This is a genomic window from Streptomyces sp. NPDC051963, from assembly GCF_044593495.1.
Taxonomy (GTDB): domain Bacteria; phylum Actinomycetota; class Actinomycetes; order Streptomycetales; family Streptomycetaceae; genus Streptomyces.
In genome coordinates this window covers 705,645-727,364 of the sequence record NZ_JBIUCC010000004.1, presented here as the reverse complement: position 1 = coordinate 727,364, position 21,720 = coordinate 705,645, and the positions used below count along the sequence as shown (strand labels likewise).

The following is a 21,720-nucleotide window of genomic DNA, read 5'->3' as shown; positions in this document are numbered from 1 at the left end:
CATCACCACGTGGGCCCCAGCGCCAGCAGCCGCTCCCGAACCCGGGCGACGTCAGGGTTCTCCGGTGCCCCCGGGCGCTGGACGAGATACCCGGTGTTGATCGGCGGATCGTCCGTCTCGTGGAGCAGGACCAGGGCGCCGGCGGCGAGTTCGGCCGCGCAGAGATAGCGGGGCAGGACCGTGAAGCCGGCGCCCGCCGTCGCCGCCGCCAGGACGCCCCGCAGATCGGGCATGGTGACGGCGGCACGGCAGTTCAGGCGCTGCTCGAAGACATGGCGCCAGTAGCGGCGGACGATGGGCAGGTCCTCGGCGTAGGTGAGCAGCGGGACGGAGTGCAGGACGCCGGGGCCCTCCGTGGCGAGGCGTCCGGCGAGGTGCTCGGCCCACTTCGGGGCGGCGACGAGGACGAACTCCTCGTCCAGCAGAGGCACCGCGGCCAGCGTCCGGCCGCGTGGACGAGCGGTCGCGATGACCAGGTCGTGGCGGCCGGACCGCAGTTCGTCGAGGAGCGGGTCGGTCAGGCCGGGCGTGATCCGCACCTGCACGCCGTCCGCGATGAGCGGCGCCAGCGCGGGCAGTACCCGGACACAGAGGAGTTCGGCGGGACCGGCCAGATGGACCGGGGCGGTGGCCGAGGCCTCCGCCGGGTCGTGTCCGGCCGCGGCCAGCAGCGCGTCCAGCGGGCCCGCGATCCTGGTCGCCAGGTCATGGGCGTACGGCGTCGGCGCGACCCCGCGCGGCAGCCGGGCGAACAGCTCGCGCTGCGACTGCCGTTCCAGGGCCCTGACCTGGGTGGTCACCGTGGGCTGCGAGATGCCGAGCAGCTGGGCGGCGGCGGTGAACGAACCGGAGCGGTAGACGGCGAGGAACGTACGGACGAGGTTCAGGTCCAAGGGCGGGGGCGGGGAGTGCGGCGCCCCGTCCGGGTCCCGGGGCTCGCGGGACCCGTGGGGGCCATTGGAATCCTGATGCCTCATGGCGGCGAGCCTAGCTCTTCGCTATGGCTTGCGACCCTGCTCGCTCAGGCCAGCTTCTTCAGCAGCTCGGTGGCGAGCGGGGCGGCGGAGGCCGGGTTCTGGCCGGTGACCAGATTGCGGTCGACGACCACGTGCGGCACCCAGGGCTCACCGACCTGGACGTCCACGCCCGCCTCGACGAGCCGGGTCTCCAGCAGCCACTTCGCCTTGTCGGCGAACCCGGACTGCGTCTCCTCGGTGTTGGTGAAGGCCGCGACCCGGTAGCCCGCGAAGGCGTTGCCGCCGTCGGCCCGGACGGCGGCCAGCATCGACGCCGGGCCGTGGCAGACCACGCCGAGCGGCTTGCCGGAGTCGAGGGACTCGATCAGCAGCCGGCCGGAGACGGCGTCGACGGCGAGGTCCTCCATCGGGCCGTGACCGCCCGGGTAGAAGACGGCGTCGTAGTCGTCGAGCCGGACCTCCTCCAGCTTGACGGGCTGCTGAAGCTCGGTGAGCGAGGCGAGCGCGGCCGCCACTCGGTCGGCGCCTTCCTGGCCCCCGTTGAACTCGGGCGCCAGGCTGGCCCGGTCGACCGTCGGCACGACGCCGCCGGGGGTGGCGACCACGATCTCGTGACCGGCGGCCTTGAACGCCTCGTACGGGGCGACGGCCTCCTCGGCCCAGAAGCCGGTCGGGTGGCGGGTGCCGTCGGCGAGCGTCCAGTGGTCGGTGCCGGTCAGTACGAAAAGGATTTTTGACATGGATCCACCGTAGGGCGGGCCCGCCATAGGGATCCAATGAGGAATCCAATGTCGGGTATAGGAAACCCGATGGCACCACAGCGGTACCCGATATGCTTATTCAACTTGTTGAGTAGGTAGTAAATAGTCACTGTGAGGTGATCTCGTGCACCCCTTCCGCAAGGCCGTCGAGAACCGCGACGCCGCAGCCGTGGAGTCGCTGCTGGCCGATGACGTCGTGTTCACCAGCCCCGTCGTCTTCAAGCCGTACACCGGCAAGGCGATCACCGGCGCGATCCTGCGCGCCGTCCTCCGCGTCTTCGAGGACTTCACGTACGTCCGTGAGATCGCCAACCCCGACGGCCGCGACCACGCGCTGGTGTTCACCGCCGCCGTCGGCGGCAAGCAGCTCCAGGGCTGCGACTTCCTGCACTTCGACGAGGACGGGCGGATCGACGAGTTCACCGTCATGGTCCGCCCGCTGTCCGCCGCCAACGCGCTGGCCGAGGCGATGGGGGCCCAGTTCGAGCGGATCGAGCGGGAGGCGGCCGGGCAGTGACGCGGGCCACATAACCGCCCGGGAACCCGGAGCCCACCGGACCCGACTGCTGAAGGTGATGGACGACTCCCGACGACTCCCCACCGGCGCGGGCGCGACGCCGCGCAAGCTGCTGCCCCCGCCCGCGCTCTGCGGATTCCTCCTGCTCCTGGCCCTGCTGTTCGCAGTGTCGTACGCCGTCGGCGCCACCGCCGGACCGGTGGCACCCGGCATACACGCCCCCGGAACCACATCCGACGACGACGGAGACGGTGAAGGCGACGGTACGACGCACGGGGGCGGGCACGATGGCTGACGCGACCATGGTGTCCACCGACCTCGCCGTCGGCGGCATGACCTGCGCGGCCTGTGTGAACCGCGTCGAGAAGAAGCTCGCCAGGCTCGACGGCGTCACGGCGACCGTCAATCTCGCCACCGGCCGGGCCCGGGTGAGCCACCCGGCGTCCGTGCGGCCCGAGGAGCTGGTCGCGACCGTGGAGAAGGCCGGGTACACGGCCGCGCTGCCCGAGCCCGAGAAGGAGCGCCGGAAGGAGCGCCGGGAGGAGCCGGAAGCCGGCGGACTCCCCGACGACGTACGGCAGTTGGCGGTCACCGCGCTGCTCGCGGTACCCGTGCTCGTGCTGTCGATGGTGCCGGCGCTCCAGTTCCGCAACTGGCAGTGGCTGTGCTTCGTCCTGGCCGCACCGGTCGCCGTCTGGGGTGCATGGCCGTTCCATGTCCGGGCGGTGCGCGGGCTGCGGCACTCGGCGGCGACCATGGACACGCTGGTGTCGCTCGGCGTCGTGGCGTCCTTCGCCTGGTCGGCGTACGCGCTCTTCCTCGGCGGCGCCGGCGATCCGGGGATGCGGATGCCGTTCAGTCTGCTGTCCTCCGCCTCCGACGGCGTGGCGCACATCTACCTCGAAGCGGCCGTCGGCGTACCGCTGTTCGTGCTGGCGGGTCGCTCCCTGGAGGCGCGGGCGCGGCACGGGACGGGAGCGGCGCTGCGGTCGCTGGCCGCGCTGACGGTCAAGGACGTCTCGGTGCGCGCGGACGGCCGCGAACGCCTTGTGCCCATGGGCGAGTTGCGGGTCGGCCAGGTCTTCTTGGTGCGGCCCGGGGAACGGGTGGCCACCGACGGCGAGGTAGTGGAGGGCAGTTCCGCGGTGGACCTGTCCCTGGTCACCGGGGAGAGCGAGCCGGTCGAGGTGCAGCCGGGCGCGGCGGTGGTCGGCGGGGCCGTCAACGCCGGCGGACTGCTGCTCGTGCGGGCCGAAGCGGTCGGCGCCGACACACAACTCGCCCGTATCACCCGGCTGGTGACGGAGGCTCAGGCAGGCAAGGCGCGGGCACAGCGGCTGGCCGACGCGGTCGCGGGCGTCTTCGTCCCCGTCGTGCTCGCGCTCGCCGTCACGACGCTCGGCTTCTGGCTCGGCGCCGGGGCCGATCCGCAGGCGGCGATCACCGCGTGCGTGGCCGTACTCGTCGTGGCCTGTCCGTGCGCGCTGGGCCTGGCCACGCCGACCGCACTGATGGCCGCCACCGGCCGGGGCGCTCAGCTCGGCGTCCTGGTCCGCGGACCGCGGGCGCTGGAAGGGCTGCGGCACATCGACACTGTCGTCCTCGACAAGACCGGCACCCTCACCTCCGGCCACATGACCGTCGCCCGTGTCACCGCCGTGCCGGGCGGCCTCGGCCGCGAGGCCGTGCTGCGACTGGCCGGCGCGGTCGAGCAGGGCTCGGAGCACCCGATCGGCCGGGCCATCGCGGTTCATGTTCAACGGGCGCTGCCGGAGCGGCCGTTGCCCGACGTGAGCGACTTCCGGGCCGAGGCCGGGTCCGGCGTGCGCGGCCGGGTCGAGGGGCGGCTCGTCGAAGTCCTCGCCCCCGACGAGGAGTTGCCCGCCGCGCTGGCCAATGCGCTGCCCGTCGCGGAGGCCGCCGCGCACACGCCGGTCCTGGTCCGGGTGGACGGCGTCGCCCAGGCTCTCATCGAACTCGGGGACGTCGTCCGCCCCGGCAGCTATCGAGCCGTCCACCGGCTGCGGCGCCTGGGCGTACGTCCGATCCTGGCGACCGGCGACCGGGAGGAGGCCGCCCGGGCCGTCGCCGCCGAGCTGGGCATCCAGGAGGTGCACGCCCGCTGCACACCCGAGGACAAGGCCGACCTCGTACGGGAGTCGAGGGAGCGCGGTGAACGCGTCGCGGTCGTCGGCGACGGTGTGAACGACGCCGCTGCGCTCGCCGGAGCCGACCTCGGCATCGCCATGGGCACCGGCACGGACGTGGCCGCCGGGGCAGCCGACGTGACGCTCGTGCGCGGCGACATCGACGCCCTGGCCGACGCGATCCTCCTGGCCCGCCGCACCCTGGGCACGATCCGCGCCAACCTCGTCTGGGCCTTCGGCTACAACGTGGTGACGCTGCCGCTCGCCATGGTGGGTCTCCTCAACCCGATGTTCGCCGCGGTGGCCATGTCGCTCAGCTCGGTGCTGGTGGTGGGGAACAGTCTGCGGTTGCGGGCCTGGCAGCCGAAGCGAGCAGGAGGCCGTACGCGATGACCCCGACCCACCACCCCTGGCGCCCCACCCGCCGCCGTCTCACCGACACCCTGCTGGCCGCCCTGGTCCCCGTCGCCGTATGCAGCGTCGCGCTGGGCGGACTCACGACCTGGGTGAGTGCCGGAAATGCGGGAACCCCGCCCCGCATCGACGTCTCGAACGCGCGCGTGTTCCTGCCGTACGGCGACACCACGGAGACCGCGGCCTTCTTCGACATCTCCAACTCCGGCGGCGCGGACGACCGGCTGACCGCGGTCACCTCTGAGGACGTCCGCGGGGAGATCATGCTCAGCAGTCACCGTATGACGAGCGGCGCGGCCGCCTACGCCGTGAGCGTGGAGTCCGCCGCCGTGCCCGCGGGCGGCGAGCTGTCGATGTCGCCGCAAGGAGTCGACGCGATCCTGCGGGCGGGCGCCGACTGGCGGACCGGCGACCTCGTGGCGTTCACGCTGCACTTCCGGCACAGCGACCCGGTGCATGTCCCTGCCGTGGTGGTCCGGCCTGGCACGTGAGCCTCGCGTTCCGTGAGGGCCGCGTTCGCTGCAATTAACGTTCTTGGTACAGACGTCGGAGTCGACTCCCGGTAAGTTCCCGAGGGTTGTCGTGGCGTGGATCACACGTCGTGAGTTGAGTGCGGTGCGGGGTGGAATTCCGTACCCACGCGTGACGGCCGACGTCAGGATGCGAGGATGTGTCGCCATGACAGCAGGGTGGTGTTCTCGCACAGTACGGGCCGCGGTGTTCGCGGCCGTCTGTGTGGTGCTCGCCGCCCTGGGCCACGTCCTGATGTCCGGCACCCAGGTACCCGCCTGGACACTGCTTGCGGGCGCGGCCGGCACGGGCGTCGTCGGCTGGTGCCTGGCGGGCCGTGAACGCGGCCTCGCCCTCGTCGTGGCCGTCGTGGTCATCGCCCAGACCGCCCTGCACCAGGTGTTCTCGTACGCGCAGGCGGGGATGGCGAACGGCTCGACGTCCATGAACTCGGACATGGACATGGGTTCTGCGCACATGGGCTCCGCGCACATGGGCTCGGCGCATACGGGTTCGGTGCCTATGGACTCCATGGACTCCATGGGCATGGCCCATATGGACATGAGCCATATGGATCACATGGGACAAACGGCCTCGGACTCCATGTCGGCGATGTCCTCCCTGGCTTCCATGTCGATGGGCGGCTCGTCGTCCTTCGGCATGCTCGCCGCCCACCTCCTCGCCGCCTTGCTGAGCGGCCTGTGGCTGGCGTACGGCGAACGCGCCGCCTTCCGCATCCTGCGCGCCGTGGCCGGATGGCTCGCGGCTCCCCTGCGCTTGCTGCTCGCGCTGCCGACCCCGCCGCACCGCCCCCGCCTCGTCGTGCGCCGTCGGCGCTCGGAGCGGGCGCCGCGGCTGCTCCTTCTCGTCCATGCGATCACCTCTCGGGGTCCGCCCCTGGGGACCGCTGTCGTCTGAAGACAGCCGGTAACCCGAGGCCGCCCGTGCGCGCCTCGGGCCTCGGCCGTACGTCCACGAAGGCGTCGTGAGCCAGTGACTCACGCCCGCGCACACGTCGTACGGCCGTCTCCCCACTGACCGGACCGCCGCACCCGCGTGCGCCGTCGGTCCGATTCCGGATGACCGGGAAGGACACCAGGTGATCACTCCTGCCCTGCCGTACTTGCGCGACAAGAACGGCAGAACGGAAGTAATTGATCAAGCATCTCGCGACGACTCGATAACCGCCTGGGCGCTCGCCGCCCGCGGCGGGGACGCGGACGCCGTCGAGCAGTTCGTCCGCGCGCTGCACCGCGACGTCCTGCGCTACGTCGCCCATCTCTGCGCCGACCCACAGGCCGTCGACGACCTGGCGCAGGACACGTTCCTACGGGCCCTCGGCAGCCTGCACCGCTTCGAGGGCCGTTCCTCGGCCCGCGCCTGGCTGCTGTCCATCGCCCGGCGCGCGGTGATCGACGGCTATCGGTACGCCGCCGCCCGGCCGCGTCTGTCCGACGTACCGGACTGGCAGCTGGCCATCGAGCTCGCCCAGCCGCGAGATCTGCCCGGCTTCGACGACGGCGTCGCCCTGCTCGACCTGTTGGCCACACTGCCGGACGAGCGCCGCGAGGCCTTCATCCTCACCCAGCTGCTCGGCCTGCCGTACGCGGAGGCGGCCGAGGTGAGCGACTGCCCCGTGGGGACGGTCCGCTCACGTGTGGCTCGCGCCCGGGCGACGCTGATGGAGTTGCTGGCGGAGGCGGAGGCGGAGGCGGAAACGGCCGGGCCGCAGCCGGAGTCCGCCGCGCTACTGGCGGCGTAGGTCCGAGATGCGCCCGGCGGGAGGGGGTCGGCGACACTTGCCGCCGACCTCCTCCCCGCGGCCGCCCGCGCGCTTGCGACGGCCCGCGCGCTCGCGATCGCCCTCGACTGCTCGGGCCACCTTGACCGTCCTCGACTGCTCGGGTCACCTCGACCGTCCTCGACGGCACGCGATCGTCTCCGACCCTCGGGCCACCACCCCGACCGCCCCGCGACCTTCCCCGACCGCATGGCGATCGTCTCCGACTCCCGTGCCCGACCCGACCGCCCGGGCCACCCCGACGGCCCGCGCTTGCCTGCGCCCGACCCAGCTCCTTGACCCTCGCGCCTGTCTGCGCACGCCCGCGACCGTCGCGACCGCTCGGGCCACCTCGCCGTCCCCGACGGTCCCCAACCGTCCACGCCCCGGGAACTCACCCACCCCCCGCCCCGACTACTGCACCGGGTGAAGGACGTTCGCCCGTGTGCCAAGTGGATCGGGGAGATTTTCGATGCGTTCTCGTGTGTGGTGCGGTGCGGCGGCCGCTGTGCTCGGTGGTCTGTTCGTGGCGGGCTGCGGGGGTACGGGGTCGGACTCGGCGGACGAGAGCGCGGCCGGTGCCGCCGCCGAGCCGGTGTCCGTCACCGACTGCGTGGGTGCCAGGACGACGTTCTCGACCACCCCGGAGAAGATCGTCACCAGTAACGCGTCCAGCCTGGAGCTGCTGCTCCGGCTCGGTGCCGGCGACAAAGTGATCGGTACCGGTTTCCCGCCCGGCAAGGGCACCCTGCCCGCTGAACTCGACGGGCAGGCGCAGAAGGTCACCGTGCTCAGCGACACCGTCATCCCGAAGGAGAAGCTGCTCGGCTCCGGTGCGGACGTCTATATCGACACCTTCGCGTCCATGGAGGGCATGGGCGGCGGGATGGGCGACGCGCCGACGGAGGAGGAGTTCAAGGCGGCCGGTATCAAGCACATCTACCTCAAGTCCACCGCCTGCGCCGCCCAGGGCGAGAATCCGGTTACCGACCTGGCCGCCGTCGAGGACGACGTCACGTCGCTCGGCAAGGTCACCGGCACGGGCGCCGAGGCGCGGAAACTCGTCGCCGAGATGAAGGACAAGGTGGACGCCGTCCAGGAGGCCGTCGGTGACACACCCGAGAGCCGGCGGCCGACGTACTTCTTCTTCGACTACGACGCCGGCACCAAGCAGCCCACCGTCGTCTGCAACCGCCAGATCGCCAACGCCGTGATCACCCTGGCCGGTGCCCGCAACGCCTTCGCAGACTGCGACGGCGACTTCAAGCAGGTCGGCTGGGAGGACGTCATCGCGAAGAACCCGGACTGGATCCAACTGGGGGTCCGGGACCGGGGAAGCGCCGAGGCCAACGACAAGGCCTTCGACGAGGCCGAGAAGTGGCTCAAGGGCAACGCGGCAACGAAGGGTCTGGCGGCCGTCGAGGAAGGCCACTTCCTGCGCATCGGTTCCGAGCAGACCACCATCGCCGGGGTGGAGAACGCCGACACGGTCGAGGAGATCGCCCGGACGCTCCACCCGGGCAAGGTCGACCAGCCGTGACCTCCGTGCTGCCCAGCCGGGCAACGGAACCCGCGACCCGGGCCCGCGTCCCGGCCGGCCCGCTGGCCGCCGCGCTCGGCGTGGCCCTGCTTCTCGCGCTGACGGTCGCCGTGTCCTGGGGCTCGACCTCCATCCCGCCCGCCGAGGTGTGGGCGGTCGTCGGGCGGCGGCTGTCCGGTGAGGCACCCCGCCCAGGCACCGACGACCTCATCGTGTGGCAACTGCGCCTTCCCCGCGCCCTGTTGGCCGCGCTCGTCGGCGCCGGGCTCGGCGTCGTCGGTACGGCGGTCCAGGCCCTCGTACGCAATCCACTGGCCGATCCCTATCTGCTCGGCATCTCCAACGGAGCCTCCCTCGGCGCCGTCGCCGCGATCGTGCTCGGCGTCAGCGCCGGGGGAGCGCTCGGACTGGGCCTGTCCGGCGCGGCCTTCGTCGGCGCCCTGGCCACCTTCGCCCTGGTGTGGACGGTGGCCCGGCGCGGCGGGGGATTCGCGCCGTTGCGGCTGGTGCTGGCCGGGGTGGCGATCGGGCAGTTCCTGTCCGGCTTCACCAGTTACCTCGTCCTCCAGGCCGGGGACGAGCAGCAGACCCACAGCGTGCTGTTCTGGCTCATGGGCAGCCTCAGCGGGGCGAGTTGGCAGCTGCTGGCGGTGCCCGCCCTCGCGGTGCCGGTGGCCCTGGTGTGCCTCCAGGGGCGCGCCCGCGGCCTGAACGCGCTGCTCATGGGCGACGAGACGGCGGCCGGACTCGGCGTCGACGTCACCCGCCTGCGCCGGGAGCTGTTCACCGTGACCAGCGTCCTCACCGGCGTCCTCGTCGCCGTCTCCGGCGCGATCGCCTTCGTCGCCCTGATGGTGCCGCACGCCTGCCGGCTCCTCGTCGGCGGCGACCACCGCCGACTCCTCCCGGTCTCGGCGCTGTTCGGCGCACTGCTTCTGGTGGTCGTCGACCTCGTCTGCCGGGTCGCGATGGACACGCAGGAGCTGCCGGTGGGCGTGGTGACCTCGCTGCTCGGCGCACCGGCCCTCTTGTACCTGCTCGACCGGCGCTTGGGGAACGGCAGTTGATGGACAAGACCGTGGATCGGCAACGGGGGAGCGGCACTTGAGGATCGACATCGAGGACCTGCACGTCGCCTACTCGGGCCGTACGGTCGTCTCCGGGGCCCATCTCATCGCCGCCGAGGGCGAGGTCACCGGCCTCGTCGGCCCGAACGGCAGCGGCAAGTCCACGCTCCTGCGCACCGTCTACCGACACCTGAAGCCCACCGCCGGCCGGGTCCTGCTCGACGGCACCGACCTGCGCACGCTCACGCCCGTCCAGTCGGCCCGTCATGTCGCCGCCCTCCCGCAGGAGCGCGGCGGCGACTTCGAGCTGACCGTCCGCGAGGTGGTCGCGATGGGCCGTACCCCGTACAAGCGGGCCTTCGCGGGCGAGGACGCCACCGACCGGGACATCGTGGCGCAGGCCCTGTCCGACGTCGGTATGGCGACGGCCGCCGACCGCCGCTTCACCGCCCTGTCCGGCGGCGAGCGCCAACGCGTCCTGCTCGCCCGCGCGTTCGCGCAGAACCCGGACGTCCTGGTCCTGGACGAGCCGACCAATCACCTCGACATCCGTCACCAGGTCGAACTCCTCGCCCTGCTGCGCGAGCGCCACCGTACGACCCTGGTCTCGCTGCACGACCTCAACGCCGCCGCCTCCGTCTGCGACCGCCTGCACGTCCTGCACGACGGGGAAGTGGTCGCCTCCGGCCCGCCCCGAGGCGTCCTCACACCCGCCCTCATGGCCGAGGTGTTCGGCGTACGGGCGGCCGTGGTCGACCACCCCCTCACCGGCGACCCGCTGATCGCCTTCGACCACCGCGCACCCGAGGCCGACCAGGCGAGAGTTTTGGACAAGTACAGGAACTAACCACCGTTTCCTCCCGACTTGTGGGACGAGGCCGCCGAACGGAACGGCAGCCCGCCCGCGAGGGGAGTGACGGGGAACGGTGTCTGACCCACAGCCCGGCCGCACACGCGAGGACCAGTGGCCTCTGGTCGCAGTGTCGGGCCTCTTGTCCTTCGTGGCGATGCTCGACATGAACATCGTCAACGTGGCACTGGCGGACATCGCCGACGGTCTCCACGTGTCGGCGGCGACCGCCCAGTGGGCCGTACTCGGCTACCAACTCCCCGTCGTCGCCCTCCTGTTGCCGGTCGGCAGGTGGCTGGACGGCGTGGGTCTCAGGCCCGCACTGCTCACCGCGACCACCGGCTTCGCCCTCTTCAGCGCCCTCGCTGCCGCCGCGCCCTCGGCGGGCTGGCTCATCGCCGCCCGGTTCGTCCAGGGCGCGTGCGGCGCGGTGCTGTTCGTGCTGATGCCGGTGCTGGCGATCCGTTCCGTACGGCCGCAGTTGCGGGCCCGCGCGATGAGCGTGCCCGCGACCCTCGGCCCGCTCGGCGCGGTGACCGGACCGGCGGTGGGCGGACTGCTCCTCGACCACTGGGGCTGGCAGGCGATCTTCCTGGTCAAGATCCCGTTCTGTGTACTGGCGTTGGTGGTGGCGTGGCGGGCGCTGCCGCGGGACGGCGGGCTCACCGCACCCGACCGGCGGTCCCTGACGGACGCGGCCCTGGTGGCGACCGGCGTCACGCTCCTGCTGCTGTCGCTGACCCTCGGCGCCTGGTGGCTCGCGCCCGCCGCCCTGCCACCGCTGTGGATGTGGCTGCGCGGACCGGGCGCCCGTCCGCTCATCGGCGTACTGCACGTCCCGGGACTGCTCCGGGCACACAGCGCGGTGCTCGCACTCGCCGCCGGATTCGCCGCCATGCACTACGTCGTCGCCCTGCACCTCCAGCGCGAGGACGGCGCCAGCGCGACCACAACCGGCCTGACCGTGCTCGCCTTTCCTCTCGGCATGGGCCTCGCCGGACCCCTGGGCGGACGCCTCGCCGACCGCTACGGCCCCCGCCCGGTCGCCCTCACCGGCGCCGCGCTCACCGCCGCCGGCCTCCTCCTGCTCGTCCCGCTCGGCGACGGCTGGTCACCGCCCGACGTCGCCTGGCGCCTCGCCCTCGCGGGCGTCGGCATGGGCCTGAACGGCGGTCCGACCCAGGCCCTCGTCATGGGCGCCGCCCCGCCGCACCGCACCGCCACCGCCGGTTCCGCCGTCCAACTCGCCCGCACCCTCGGCTTCACACTCGGCCCGGCGCTGGCCACGGCCGCCTTTGGACTGGCGGGATCCGAAGCCAACGACGCCCGGGCAGCCCTCGCACTCGCCGCGACCGCCGCCTGCCTCGCCGTACCCCTGCTGAGCGCTCCGCGGGAAGGTCGGCGATGAACCTGCTCGCCGGTGGGGGCTGGTCGCGCAGTTCCCCGCACCCCTTACGGGGCGCGGTACCGCACCGGAGTTCACCAGATCTGCTCGGCGTGGCTGTCCGCAGTGGTCCGCCGGGACACGGAGTGGTACCGCACCGGGCTTCGCCGGACCTGCTCGGGCGCCCCCGGCAGCAGTCCACCGAGACGCGGCGCGGTGCCTCACCGGATTTCGCCGGACCTGCTCGGCTCGCCCGCCCGCAGCAGTCCGCCGAGACGCGGCGCGGTGCACCGGGCTTCGCCGGATCTGCTCAGCGCGCGCCCGCCCGCCATACCCACTCGGCGCAGCCGCCCGCAGCGATCCCCCCGAGACACCTCTCACCCAGGAGTAGCCCCATGTGCGGAATCACCGGCTGGGCGTCCTTCCACACCGACGCCCGCACCCAGGCCCCGGTCATCGAGGCCATGACCGCCACGCTCGCCCCGCGCGGGCCCGACGCGGGTGGCGTCTGGCTCGGTGAGCGGGCCGCGATCGGTCACCGTCGACTTGCCGTGATCGACCTCGAAGGCGGCGTCCAGCCGATGCCGGACCGGCGCGACGAGCCGACAGCGGTGCTCACTTACAGCGGGGAGGTCTACAACCACCACGAACTCCGCGCCCAACTGCGCAACCTGGGCCACGAGTTCCGCACCCGCAGTGACACCGAGGTGGTGCTGCGCGCCTACGCCGAATGGGGCGAGGACGTCGCCGACCATCTCGACGGCATGTTCGCCTTCGCCGTCTGGGACGAACGGGTACAGCGGCTGCTGCTGATCCGCGACCGACTCGGTGTCAAACCGCTGTTCTGGGCGCACATCGGCGGCGGCCTGGCCTTCGCCTCCGAGCCCAAGGCGCTGTTCGCGCACCCCGAGATCCGTCCGCGCGTGGACGCGGACGGGCTGCGCGAGGCGTACAGCCTGCTGTTCAGCACGGGCCCGACGATCTGGTCCGGTATACGGGAGGTGGAGCCGGGCGGCGTACTCGTCCTGGACCGGGACGGCGTACGCACGCGCCGTTACTGGCAGTTGGAGGCCGGTCGGCACACCGACGGTCAGGACGCGGCCGTCGCCCGTGTACATGAACTGGTGAGCACCGCCGCCCGCCGTCAGCTCGAAGCCGACGTCCCGCTGTGCAGCCTGCTCTCCGGCGGGATCGACTCCACCGTCCTGACGGCCCTGCTCGCCGACGAACTCCGCCTGCGCGAGGGCCCGGACGCCCGGATCCGGTCGTACGCCGTCGACTACAGCGACCAGGCCGAGCGGTTCACGGGCGATGTGCTCCGCACCGGCCACGACACCCCGTACGCCATCGAGGCGGGCGCCTTCATCGGCACCGACCACTCCACCGTCGTCCTCGACCCGCGCACCCTGCTCGACCCCGAGCACCGCAAGGCGGTCGTCGTGGCCCGGGACTCTCCGATCGGTGTCGGCGACATGGACACCTCGCTGTATCTGCTGTTCGGGGAGATACGGCGGCACTCGACCGTCGCGCTGTCGGGTGAGGCGGCGGACGAGGTGTTCGGCGGTTACCCCTGGTTCCACAACCCCAAGGCGCTGGCCGCGCCCACCTTCCCCTGGCTGCTGGTCACCGGCGACGAGGCCGCCATGCCGCTCAACCCGGAACTCGGCCTGAACATCGGCGAGTTCCGAGCCGACACCTATCGCGACGCGCTCGCCGCCGTACCGCACGCCGAGGGCGAGACGACGACCGAGCACCGGCAGCGCGAGATGCAGCACCTGTCGCTGACCCGCTGGCTGCGCCAACTCCTGCACCGCAAGGACCGGTTGAGCATGGCGCAGGGGCTGGAGGTGCGGGTGCCGTACTGCGATCACCGGCTCGTCGAGTACGCCTTCAGCGCTCCGTGGGCGTCGAAGAGCTTCGACGGCCGGGAGAAGAGCCTGCTGCGGGCCGCGGGTGCGGGCCTGGCGCCCCACTCGGTGCTGCACCGGCCCAAGAACCACTACCCGGCCACCCACCACCCCGACTACAACCGCGGTCTCCAGGACATGGCCCGCGAGGTCCTGCCGTCGGTCCGCGGGCTGGCCGACGAGACCCGCGTCAAGCCCTGCCTCGACACCCCGCCCGACCGCCTGGAGTGGGGCCACCGCCTCCGCCTCGAACGCGTCGTGGACCTCGCCCTGTGGCTGGACCACCACCGCCCCGAACTCGCCCTCTGAGGACCTTGAGGAGAACACCTGATGACCGTCCAGGAACCCCTTTCCGAGCCCGTCCAGGAACCCCTTTCCGAGCCCGTCCGGAAACCCCTGTCCGAGCCCGTCCGGAAACCCCTGTCCGAGCCCGTCCGGAAACCCCTGTCCGAGCCCGTCCAGGAACCCCTTCCCGAGCCCGTCCCGCTCATGGGCTGCCCGTACAAGAGCAACCCCTACCCGCTGTACGAGCGCATGCGCGGCGACGGCCCGGTGCACCCGGTGCTCTTCCCCAGCGGAGTCCAGGCCTGGCTCGTAACCGGTTACGACGCCGCCCACGCGGCCCTCAACGACGACCGGCTCGGCAAGAACCACGACCGGGGCAACGACCGCTGGCGGGCCCGCGCCTCGATCATGCCCGAACCGCAGCACTCCCAGCTCCAGGTGCACCTTCTCCACCGGGACCCGCCGAAGCACACCCAGATGCGCCACCATGTGACGGACGCGTTCACCCCGCGCCGGGTGGAGCAACTGCGCCCGAGGTTCCAGGAGTTGGCGGACGCCCTGGTCGACCGTCTGCCGGAGACCGGCCCCGCCGACCTGGTCACCGGATTCGCCGCCGAGTTCCCCTTCCAGGTTCTCGCCGAAGTCATCGGTCTGCCCGTCGAGTTGGCGCGTCGCTTCGACCGCGACTGGGGCAAGGTCGTCCAGCCGGTCGGCCCGACGGATCCGGGACGGCCGGTGTACGAGGCGCGGCTGCACGGCTTGCAGAGCTATATCGCCGAGATCGTCGCCCACAAGCGCGAGCACAAGCACAAGCACGGGGACGATGATCTGCTCAGCCGGCTCGTCGTCGCCCGCGACCGCCGCGAGCTGTCCCGGGAAGAGCTGGACTCCATGATCTTCCAGCTGCTGGTAGCGGGCCAGGAACCGGTTACGAACCAGATCACCACCGCCCTGATCGCCCTGCTCCGCCACCCTGACCAACTCGTCCGTCTGCGCGACCACCCCGCCCTCGTCCCGCGTGCCGTAGAGGAGCTGCTGCGATACGACAGCGCTTTCGAGCTGACGACCTGGCGCTTCTTCGCCGAGGACAGCGATCTGCACGGCACCCGCATCCCGGCCGGCGACTCGGTGATCGTCTCCCTGTGTGCCGCCAACCGCGACCCAGGCCGTTTCGAGGCCCCCGACAACCTCGACCTGGACCGCTCGCCCAACCCTCATCTGGCCTTCGGTCACGGCATCCACTTCTGCCCCGGCGCGGCCCTCGCCCGCGCCGAACTCCAGATCGCGCTGGGCACCTTGCTCGCCCGTCTCCCGGGCCTGCACCTCGCCGTCCCGGACGACGAGATCGAGTGGATCCCGGCCGTCCTCGGCCGCGGCACCCAGCACCTGCCCGTGAGCTACGACCGACGCGTCCGACGCCTCGCCGGTCCGACGACCGACCGAGGAGACTCCCCATGCCGTTGACCACCGCGCCGGACACCCTCACCACGAGCAAGTCGATCCTGCGCCTGCTGCTCCCGCATCACCGCACCACGGACGCCACCGATGCCCCCGACGCCCCCGCCGAGGCGTTCCCCCGCCAACTCCGCGCGATCTCCGCCTTCGTACGCGCCGGCGCACCCGTCCACTTCACCCTCCCCGGCTTCCCCTGCAAGTCCCCCAACCCCGCCAAGGTCCTCGGCCACCTCCCCGACCAGGGCGAACGCCTCTCCCTCCGCTTCCTGGACTCGCTCTGCGAGGCGACGGAACGCATCTACTCACCCGGCGCCCGCGTGACCATCTGCTCCGACGGCCATGTCTTCGCCGACCTGATCCGCGTACCGGACGGGCACATCGACGCGTACGCCGACGAACTCCGCGTGCTGATAGACCAGTTGGGCCTGGAGAGACTCTCGGTGTTCGATCTCCGCGATGTCCTCGGCGATCTGCCGAACGACATGAAACGCGCCCACGTCCACGACTGCTACGCCCCCACGGTGGACGCTCTGCGCGCCGAGGTCCGTGCCGACGACCACGCCCTGTCGCTCTACCGGGGCATCACCCGCTTCCTCGTCGAGGACACCGCCGACTTCCCCGGCACCCGCTCCGCTCTCCAGCGCGAATGCCGACGGCGCGCCTACGGCGTCATCCAGCGCAGCCGCGCCTGGGGCGACCTCATCACCGAGCACCACCCCGGCGCCGTACGCCTGTCGATCCACCCGCAGCCGACGGGCGCCGCCAAGTTCGGTATCCGCCTTCTCGACGCGCCCGACGCCTGGACGACGCCCTGGCATTCGGCGGCCCTGCGCCGCACCGACGGCACCTGGACCCTCATGCCGCGCGCCCGTGCCGCCCGCGAGGGCCGCCTGGTCCACCGCGCCGGCCGGCCCAGCCATTTCGAGCAGGGGGACGACCGGGAGGTCAGGGCCCCTTCGTCTCCTCGATGAGGTCGGGCACAAGGCCGCACATCGCTTCCCGCTGATCGGGCCCCATGAACTGGGCCAGTGACTCCTTGACCGTCTCGGCCAGGGCGTCGGAGGCCTCCGTCAGCACCCGGCGGGCCTTGTCCGTGAGGGCGACCTCGACGCCGCGCTTGTCGCCGCAGACGGACCTGCGGGTGACCAGGCCCGTGTGCTGGAGGCAGGCGATCTGGTAGGTGAGCCGGGTCTTGGGGCGGCCCAGGAGTTCGGCGATCCGGGTCATGCGCAGGCCCGTTTCGGGCTGCTCTGCCAGCAGGCACAGCACCAGGAACTCGTCGTGCGAGACATCCAGCCGCTCCTTGACCACGGCACGCAGCCGCTGCTCGACGGCTCCCGTCGCGGCCAGCAGCACCATCCAGGCGCGCAGCTCCGTGGGCAGCAGTCCGCCACCCTGCGCGGACGGGCATTCGGGCAGGTCGGCGGTGGGTGCGTCGGAGTCGGCCATGGTGTCGAGTGTACCGGTTGTCCATTTTTGGACCGAGGGGTTGTTCAGATTTGGATAGTCGGCTAGCGTGAAGTCATCCAAATTTGAAGTATCGGGCACGCATCAGAAAGCAGGGAACGATCATGACCGTCGCCGTGGAAACCGGACTGTGGCAGCTCGACACCACCGCCTCCACCGTCGCCCTCCGGCACAAGACGATGTGGGGCATGGTCACCGTGAAGGGCGCCTTCGCCGCCGTCACGGGTCAGGGCGAGGTGCGGTCCGACGGATCCGCCATCGGCACCGTGACCCTGGACGCCGCCACCCTGGACACCGGTAACGTCAAGCGCGACAAGCACCTGCGGTCCGCCGACTTCTTCGACGTCGACAACCACCCCGAGATCACCTTCGCGGTCCGCAGCGCCGAACTCCGCGACGGCGACAAGGTGCACGTCGTCGGCCAGCTGACCGCACGTGGTGTCAGTCGGCCCCAGTCCTTCACCGCCCGTCTGGTCGGCTCGGACGCCGAGTCCCTCACCCTGGACGCGGAATTCTCCGTGAACCGCGAGCAGTTCGGCATGGGCTGGAACCAGCTGGGCATGATCCGCGGCCTCACCACGATCGCCGCCACGCTCCGCTTCGTCCGCGCCGCGGCCTGACGGGACGTCAACCGTCCGCGCGCAGCCGCACGTCCGCGCTCGACAACGTCTGCGGTGAGGCGGTGAAGGCGCGCAGCCGGATCCGTACCCGTGGACCCGGAAGCGTGAACTGCCCGCCGGGAGGCCTGAGTTCGTACGCTCCCGTGGTGTGGGCGGGCAGCGTGGCGGGACCCCGCACGATCGACCAGAACGGGTGCGTGCCCTGGCCCGTGGTGAGCATGAAGTGCGGCGCGAGCGCGACGCCGCCCGTATTGGTGACGCGGAGGCCCAGCAGGGAGACCGTGTCGGCCGCGGCCCGCCGCACCGAGGTCACCCGCATGTGCAGCGGCGGCGTACCCGTCGCCGCCCAGAGCGCGCTCCCGAGCGCCGGGACGAGCAGCAGCACCGTCGCGGTGATCCGCGCAGGACGGCGGCCGGGACCGGACAGCGCACGCGGCTGCCACGCCCCGGCGAACTCCGACGCCGGCGCGGTCACCGCGGCCGCCGCCCACAGCGGGGTCATCAGCAGGTAGTAACCGTCCTGCGAACGCGTCGCGAGAAAGAAGGCACACCACGGCAGCACGGTCGCCGCGGGACCCAACCGCCGTACGAACAGCACGAACAGCACCAGCAGCGCCGCCGCCAGCAGCAGGCTGGCGTGGGAGTACCAGTCGAGTCGGCCGCTGCCGTTCGTGAAGTACAGCGAGACGTCCACCAGCCCCTGCCCGTGCAGCACCGCACCCTGCGTCAGCGGCAGCGCGATGCCCCGGAGCCAGGCGCCCGGCTCGCTCACCACGAAGTACGTGTTGATCAGCAGCCATACGGCGGCGGCGACCCCGACCACCCTGAGCAGCACCAGCGTCGCCGCCCGCGACCCCAGCTCCCCGCGCCGCACGGCAAAGATCCCGGCCAGCAGGAACGGCGCCAGGAACCACGGCAGTTGCTGCGCCGCGCACGCCGCCCCCAGACACGCGGCCCGAGCCACCCCGGCCGCCCCGAGCCGCCCGCCCCGCCCGATCCGCGGCCAGCGCACCACCACCGGCACCAGCAGGGCCAGCGCCACGATCGCCGGATAGCCGAGCCGGCCGTACGACGGAAGCAGCCCGAAACCGAGGCACACCATGGTCGCCGCCGGCCGCCACGGCACGGGCAGCAGCCGCCACAGCAACACGGTCGCGACGACCAGCGCGCCCGTGCTCAGCAGCGTGGCCGCCGCGGCGCCGTGCCCCACCCACAGCAACGGCGCGGTCAGCAACGGGGCCAGTGGGGGATAGCCGTAGGTGAGGTCGTAGCCGCCGGTGACCGTCGGGGTGAGGGCCACGCCGTGGCGGAAGAGCCAAGGCCACGGCTGTCCGTAGACGCCGTGTCCCGCCACGAGTTCCTTCGCGGCCTGGGTGGTCAGCAGCGCCTCGTCCGAGCCGCCGTGCGCCAGGGCATAGGCGCACAGCGTCAGCGTCACCGCCGTGGCCAGCACGCACGCGTCCACGCGCGCCAGCGCCCGGGTCCGTCGGACCACCAGTGCCAGCACCGCGCACACGAGGATCGAGACGTAGCAGACGGAGATCACCGCCGCCACGACCAGCCGGTGCCCGGCCGCCGTCGTCCAGATCCCGCGCGTCCCGATGAAGAGGCTGATGTCGGCGAGCAGGGACAGGACGCGGTGCCACTGGGCGGGGGAGTCGGACCCGGACACCTCTGACCGTGCCTGCGCCCCTGTCCGTGCTGTCGTCCGCCGAGGGGGAGTTGGAGTTCCACGTTCTGCCAGGTACACGCGACCGGACCATAGGCGCGCCCGGTGAGTGAGGTGCCGACGGTGATGAAGAGTCCAGTGTGAGCGCAGTAAGAAGGGGCGCCCCGACAGGATCCGTTCCGGAGTGACCCTTGTCATGTGCTGGACTCGGGACCGTGTCGCGGTTGGGCCGAACGGGTGGTGTGGCGTAAGAATTGGCTGGTGCAGGCATTGAAGGCGAGCAAGTTCGGGGGTACAGGTGAACGGTCACGACGTCACCGATGAACAGTGGGAAGGGCTCGCCCAGGTCGTGCCGCTGCGTGGCCGCGACGCCTGGCCGTCCGCGGTGGACCATCGCGCGCTACCGGAAGCGGTCACCGAGCCACGCCGCCGCTTCGTCGTCCTCAGGGTCAGTGTCTTCGGCGACGCACGCGAGGTCGCCGAGACCCTGATGGCCGGCGTCCCGGTCCTGCTCGATCTGACCGGCGCCGAGAACGAAGTCGCCAAGCGCGTCCTGGACTTCAGCACCGGCGTCGTCTTCGGCCTGGCGAGCGGGATGCATCGCGTCGACCGCAATGTGTTCCTGTTGACGCCGCCGGGTACCGAGGTGAGCGCGCTGATGGAGGGCGTCGGCGGCACGTGAGACCGCCTCGGTCCCCCGATCGTAGGAAGCCGAAGAGGGAGTAACGGTTCGGCTGACGGACGCGGTCCTACGGTCCGGATATGCCTCTGTCATCCGTGTCGCCCTCGCCCTTGGTGTCCTGTGCGCCGCCCGCCACCCGCGGGACCCGTCCGGACCGGCCCTGCGTCACCGAGTTGCGGCTGTCGGCGTTCGCCGGGCACCGGCGGGCCGGGTTTCCGCTCGGGCCGCTCACACTGTTCGCCGGCCCGAGCGGCTGTGGGAAGACGAGCGCGCTGCGCGCGTACGAGGCACTGGCGCGGCTCGGCGGAGGAGCCGAGCTCGGTGAGGTGTTCGCCGACCCGGTCGCGTGCGTTCCCGAGCGGGCCCGCCCCGACGCCCAGCGCCGCCGCGGCTTCCGCATCGGGTGTACGGCGGACGGTCCCGAGGGGCCGGTCCGGCTCGATGTCGCCGTCCAGGCCGAGCCCGAACTGCGCATCGTGGGCGAGCGGTTGACGGCCGAGGGGCTCGTCCTGCTGGAGACCGCCCTGCGCGACCCGGGGCGCCGCGCCGTACAGGCCGCCTGGTACACGGCCGGATCGGCGTCCGTGACCCGCGCCCCACTGCCGGACGACCGGCTCGGCACCGCGCTGCTGCCGCTGCGTGTGGCGGGCAAGACGGATGGGCAACGACGCGTCCTGGCCGCCGCCGAGCAGATGGTCGTCGCCCTGCGTTCCGTCTTCGCCTGCTACCCGCGGCCCGACCGCATGCGCCGCTCGGTGCCCCTCGGCTCCGGCCGGCTCCTCGGTGGCTGCGACAACCTCGCCGACGTCCTGTGGCGCACCCGCTCCGAGTGCGGCCGGCGGCACGCACAACTCGTCGCCGCGGTGCGCGCCGGATGCGCCGGACCAGTCGCGGACGTCCTCGCCGAACCGCTCGGCGACGGCACGGTCCGCGCCGTGCTCGACCGGGGCGACGGTGTCCGCACCGCCCTCGAACGGCTCGGCGACGGCGAGTTGAGGCACCTCGCCCTCACGCTGGTCCTGCTCACCGGGCCCGGCGTCCTTGAGGTCGACCCGGCCGGAGAGGTGCCCGCGGCCATGCAGACGCTCACCGTCCTCGCCGACGGCTTCGACCACGCCCTGGACCCACGACAGCGCGGCGAACTGTTGCGGCTGGCGGCCCGGATGTGCGAGCGGGGGCACATCCGACTGGTCGGCGCGGTGAGCGACGCGTCCTGGGCCGCGGGGACGGACGGGCTCACGGTGGTACACCTTGACGCGTGACTGAAGACCTTGACCTGGCGAAACTGCAGTGCAGGCTGGCCGAGTTCGCCGCCGCGCGGAACTGGCAGCCGTACCAGACCCCGAAGAACCTCGTCGCCGCCCTCAGCGTGGAGGCCTCCGAACTCATGGAGATCTTCCAGTGGTTGACGCCCGAGGAGTCGTCCCGCGTGATGGACGACCCCGAATCCGCGCACCGCGTCACCGACGAGGTCGCGGACGTGCTCGCGTATCTGCTCCAGTTCTGCGAGGTCCTCGGGATCGATCCGCTGGCCGCGCTGGATGCGAAGATCGACAGGAACGAACAGAGGTTCCCGGCGGCAGGGGAGGGAAGCGCATGGGAGCCCGACTGAGCCGCAAACTCCGTTTTCACTCTCGGTAGTTGAAAACTTGTCATTAACCGATTTGTTGTCCGAAGATTTCCGTCTT

Annotated in this window: 21 protein-coding genes; 17 read left to right on the top strand and 4 right to left on the bottom strand. The window is 71.8% G+C overall.

The window, feature by feature from the left end; genetic code table 11:
- Positions 1-2: 2 nt before the first annotated feature.
- Both ACIHFB_RS19895 and ACIHFB_RS19890 read right to left on the bottom strand, forming a co-directional pair.
- On the bottom strand, positions 3-977 hold the full coding sequence (locus ACIHFB_RS19895) for a LysR family transcriptional regulator (protein WP_365287705.1): 975 nt from the start codon (positions 975-977) through the stop codon (positions 3-5).
- A 44-nt stretch (positions 978-1,021) separates the two neighbouring features.
- Positions 1,022-1,717, bottom strand: coding sequence for a type 1 glutamine amidotransferase domain-containing protein (locus ACIHFB_RS19890; protein WP_365287707.1), 696 nt, complete (start codon positions 1,715-1,717; stop codon positions 1,022-1,024).
- Between the two features lie 145 nt (positions 1,718-1,862).
- On the opposite strand from ACIHFB_RS19890, the gene ACIHFB_RS19885 reads away from it, so the two are divergent.
- The 13 genes from ACIHFB_RS19885 to ACIHFB_RS19825 all read left to right on the top strand — a co-directional run bounded on the left by ACIHFB_RS19885 (position 1,863) and on the right by ACIHFB_RS19825 (position 16,565).
- Positions 1,863-2,255: a nuclear transport factor 2 family protein gene (locus tag ACIHFB_RS19885; RefSeq protein WP_365287709.1), complete on the top strand. Its 393-nt coding sequence runs from the start codon at positions 1,863-1,865 to the stop codon at positions 2,253-2,255.
- Between the two features lie 58 nt (positions 2,256-2,313).
- On the top strand, positions 2,314-2,550 hold the full coding sequence (locus ACIHFB_RS19880) for a hypothetical protein (protein WP_365287711.1): 237 nt from the start codon (positions 2,314-2,316) through the stop codon (positions 2,548-2,550).
- Positions 2,543-4,795: a heavy metal translocating P-type ATPase gene (locus tag ACIHFB_RS19875; RefSeq protein ID WP_365287713.1), complete on the top strand. Its 2,253-nt coding sequence runs from the start codon at positions 2,543-2,545 to the stop codon at positions 4,793-4,795. The genes ACIHFB_RS19880 and ACIHFB_RS19875 overlap by 8 nt, the downstream gene beginning before the upstream one ends.
- On the top strand, positions 4,792-5,307 hold the full coding sequence (locus ACIHFB_RS19870; RefSeq protein ID WP_400127493.1) for a copper chaperone PCu(A)C: 516 nt from the start codon (positions 4,792-4,794) through the stop codon (positions 5,305-5,307). Before ACIHFB_RS19875 ends, ACIHFB_RS19870 begins: the two co-directional genes overlap by 4 nt.
- A gap of 187 nt (positions 5,308-5,494) precedes the next feature.
- The gene (locus tag ACIHFB_RS19865) at positions 5,495-6,244 is read left to right on the top strand and encodes a hypothetical protein (RefSeq protein ID WP_400127492.1); all 750 of its coding nucleotides are present in this window, start codon (positions 5,495-5,497) and stop codon (positions 6,242-6,244) included.
- 181 nt (positions 6,245-6,425) lie between these two features.
- Positions 6,426-7,088 (top strand): sigma-70 family RNA polymerase sigma factor, encoded by a 663-nt coding sequence (locus tag ACIHFB_RS19860; RefSeq protein ID WP_400127491.1) that lies wholly within the window; start codon positions 6,426-6,428, stop codon positions 7,086-7,088.
- Between the two features lie 490 nt (positions 7,089-7,578).
- Positions 7,579-8,646, top strand: a complete 1,068-nt coding sequence (locus tag ACIHFB_RS19855; protein ID WP_400127490.1) for an ABC transporter substrate-binding protein — start codon at positions 7,579-7,581, stop codon at positions 8,644-8,646.
- Complete coding sequence (locus ACIHFB_RS19850) at positions 8,643-9,713, top strand: FecCD family ABC transporter permease (RefSeq protein WP_400127489.1); 1,071 nt, start codon at positions 8,643-8,645, stop codon at positions 9,711-9,713. The genes ACIHFB_RS19855 and ACIHFB_RS19850 overlap by 4 nt, the downstream gene beginning before the upstream one ends.
- A 37-nt stretch (positions 9,714-9,750) precedes the next feature.
- Positions 9,751-10,560 (top strand): ABC transporter ATP-binding protein, encoded by an 810-nt coding sequence (locus tag ACIHFB_RS19845; RefSeq protein ID WP_400127488.1) that lies wholly within the window; start codon positions 9,751-9,753, stop codon positions 10,558-10,560.
- Between the two features lie 79 nt (positions 10,561-10,639).
- On the top strand, positions 10,640-11,971 hold the full coding sequence (locus tag ACIHFB_RS19840) for an MFS transporter (RefSeq protein WP_400127487.1): 1,332 nt from the start codon (positions 10,640-10,642) through the stop codon (positions 11,969-11,971).
- Between the two features lie 371 nt (positions 11,972-12,342).
- Positions 12,343-14,163: an asparagine synthase (glutamine-hydrolyzing) gene (asnB, locus tag ACIHFB_RS19835; protein ID WP_400127486.1), complete on the top strand. Its 1,821-nt coding sequence runs from the start codon at positions 12,343-12,345 to the stop codon at positions 14,161-14,163.
- Between the two features lie 180 nt (positions 14,164-14,343).
- Complete coding sequence (locus tag ACIHFB_RS19830; protein ID WP_400127563.1) at positions 14,344-15,603, top strand: cytochrome P450; 1,260 nt, start codon at positions 14,344-14,346, stop codon at positions 15,601-15,603.
- Positions 15,594-16,565, top strand: a complete 972-nt coding sequence (locus tag ACIHFB_RS19825) for an L-tyrosine/L-tryptophan isonitrile synthase family protein (protein WP_400127485.1) — start codon at positions 15,594-15,596, stop codon at positions 16,563-16,565. The genes ACIHFB_RS19830 and ACIHFB_RS19825 overlap by 10 nt, the downstream gene beginning before the upstream one ends.
- Here the strand turns inward: ACIHFB_RS19825 and ACIHFB_RS19820 are convergent.
- A complete protein-coding gene (locus tag ACIHFB_RS19820) occupies positions 16,540-17,043 on the bottom strand; it encodes a MarR family winged helix-turn-helix transcriptional regulator (protein ID WP_400127484.1) in 504 nt (167 codons plus the stop codon). The two genes, ACIHFB_RS19825 and ACIHFB_RS19820, sit on opposite strands and share 26 nt — an antisense overlap.
- Before the next feature lie 122 nt (positions 17,044-17,165).
- Between ACIHFB_RS19820 and ACIHFB_RS19815 the strand changes: the two genes are divergently transcribed.
- Positions 17,166-17,681, top strand: coding sequence for a YceI family protein (locus ACIHFB_RS19815; protein WP_400127482.1), 516 nt, complete (start codon positions 17,166-17,168; stop codon positions 17,679-17,681).
- Positions 17,682-17,688: 7 nt separating this feature from the next.
- On the opposite strand, the gene ACIHFB_RS19810 is transcribed toward ACIHFB_RS19815, so the two are convergent.
- A complete protein-coding gene (locus tag ACIHFB_RS19810) occupies positions 17,689-19,353 on the bottom strand; it encodes a hypothetical protein (protein ID WP_400127481.1) in 1,665 nt (554 codons plus the stop codon).
- 295 nt (positions 19,354-19,648) lie between these two features.
- Here ACIHFB_RS19810 and ACIHFB_RS19805 point away from each other — a divergent pair, with 295 nt between their 5' ends.
- The 3 genes from ACIHFB_RS19805 to ACIHFB_RS19795 all read left to right on the top strand — a co-directional run bounded on the left by ACIHFB_RS19805 (position 19,649) and on the right by ACIHFB_RS19795 (position 21,644).
- Positions 19,649-20,032, top strand: coding sequence for a cell division protein SepF (locus ACIHFB_RS19805; protein WP_365287735.1), 384 nt, complete (start codon positions 19,649-19,651; stop codon positions 20,030-20,032).
- A gap of 80 nt (positions 20,033-20,112) precedes the next feature.
- Entirely contained in the window at positions 20,113-21,294 is a 1,182-nt protein-coding gene (locus tag ACIHFB_RS19800; RefSeq protein WP_365287737.1) for an ATP-binding protein, read from the top strand.
- Entirely contained in the window at positions 21,291-21,644 is a 354-nt protein-coding gene (locus tag ACIHFB_RS19795) for a nucleotide pyrophosphohydrolase (protein ID WP_400127480.1), read from the top strand. Before ACIHFB_RS19800 ends, ACIHFB_RS19795 begins: the two co-directional genes overlap by 4 nt.
- Positions 21,645-21,720 lie beyond the last annotated feature (76 nt).

Excerpts from the sequence above, each read along its gene's own strand:
- asnB (WP_400127486.1), top strand. The coding sequence starts at position 12,343 with ATGTGCGGAATCACCGGCTGGGCGTCCTTCCACACCGACGCCCGCACC.
- ACIHFB_RS19800 (WP_365287737.1), top strand. The coding sequence starts at position 20,113 with ATGCCTCTGTCATCCGTGTCGCCCTCGCCCTTGGTGTCCTGTGCGCCG.
- ACIHFB_RS19875 (WP_365287713.1), top strand. The coding sequence starts at position 2,543 with ATGGCTGACGCGACCATGGTGTCCACCGACCTCGCCGTCGGCGGCATG.
- ACIHFB_RS19815 (WP_400127482.1), top strand. The coding sequence starts at position 17,166 with ATGACCGTCGCCGTGGAAACCGGACTGTGGCAGCTCGACACCACCGCC.
- ACIHFB_RS19830 (WP_400127563.1), top strand. The coding sequence starts at position 14,344 with ATGGGCTGCCCGTACAAGAGCAACCCCTACCCGCTGTACGAGCGCATG.
- ACIHFB_RS19890 (WP_365287707.1), bottom strand. The coding sequence starts at position 1,717 with ATGTCAAAAATCCTTTTCGTACTGACCGGCACCGACCACTGGACGCTC.
- ACIHFB_RS19820 (WP_400127484.1), bottom strand. The coding sequence starts at position 17,043 with ATGGCCGACTCCGACGCACCCACCGCCGACCTGCCCGAATGCCCGTCC.
- ACIHFB_RS19895 (WP_365287705.1), bottom strand. The coding sequence starts at position 977 with ATGAGGCATCAGGATTCCAATGGCCCCCACGGGTCCCGCGAGCCCCGG.
- ACIHFB_RS19880 (WP_365287711.1), top strand. The coding sequence starts at position 2,314 with ATGGACGACTCCCGACGACTCCCCACCGGCGCGGGCGCGACGCCGCGC.
- ACIHFB_RS19855 (WP_400127490.1), top strand. The coding sequence starts at position 7,579 with ATGCGTTCTCGTGTGTGGTGCGGTGCGGCGGCCGCTGTGCTCGGTGGT.
- ACIHFB_RS19870 (WP_400127493.1), top strand. The coding sequence starts at position 4,792 with ATGACCCCGACCCACCACCCCTGGCGCCCCACCCGCCGCCGTCTCACC.
- ACIHFB_RS19865 (WP_400127492.1), top strand. The coding sequence starts at position 5,495 with ATGACAGCAGGGTGGTGTTCTCGCACAGTACGGGCCGCGGTGTTCGCG.
- ACIHFB_RS19825 (WP_400127485.1), top strand. The coding sequence starts at position 15,594 with ATGCCGTTGACCACCGCGCCGGACACCCTCACCACGAGCAAGTCGATC.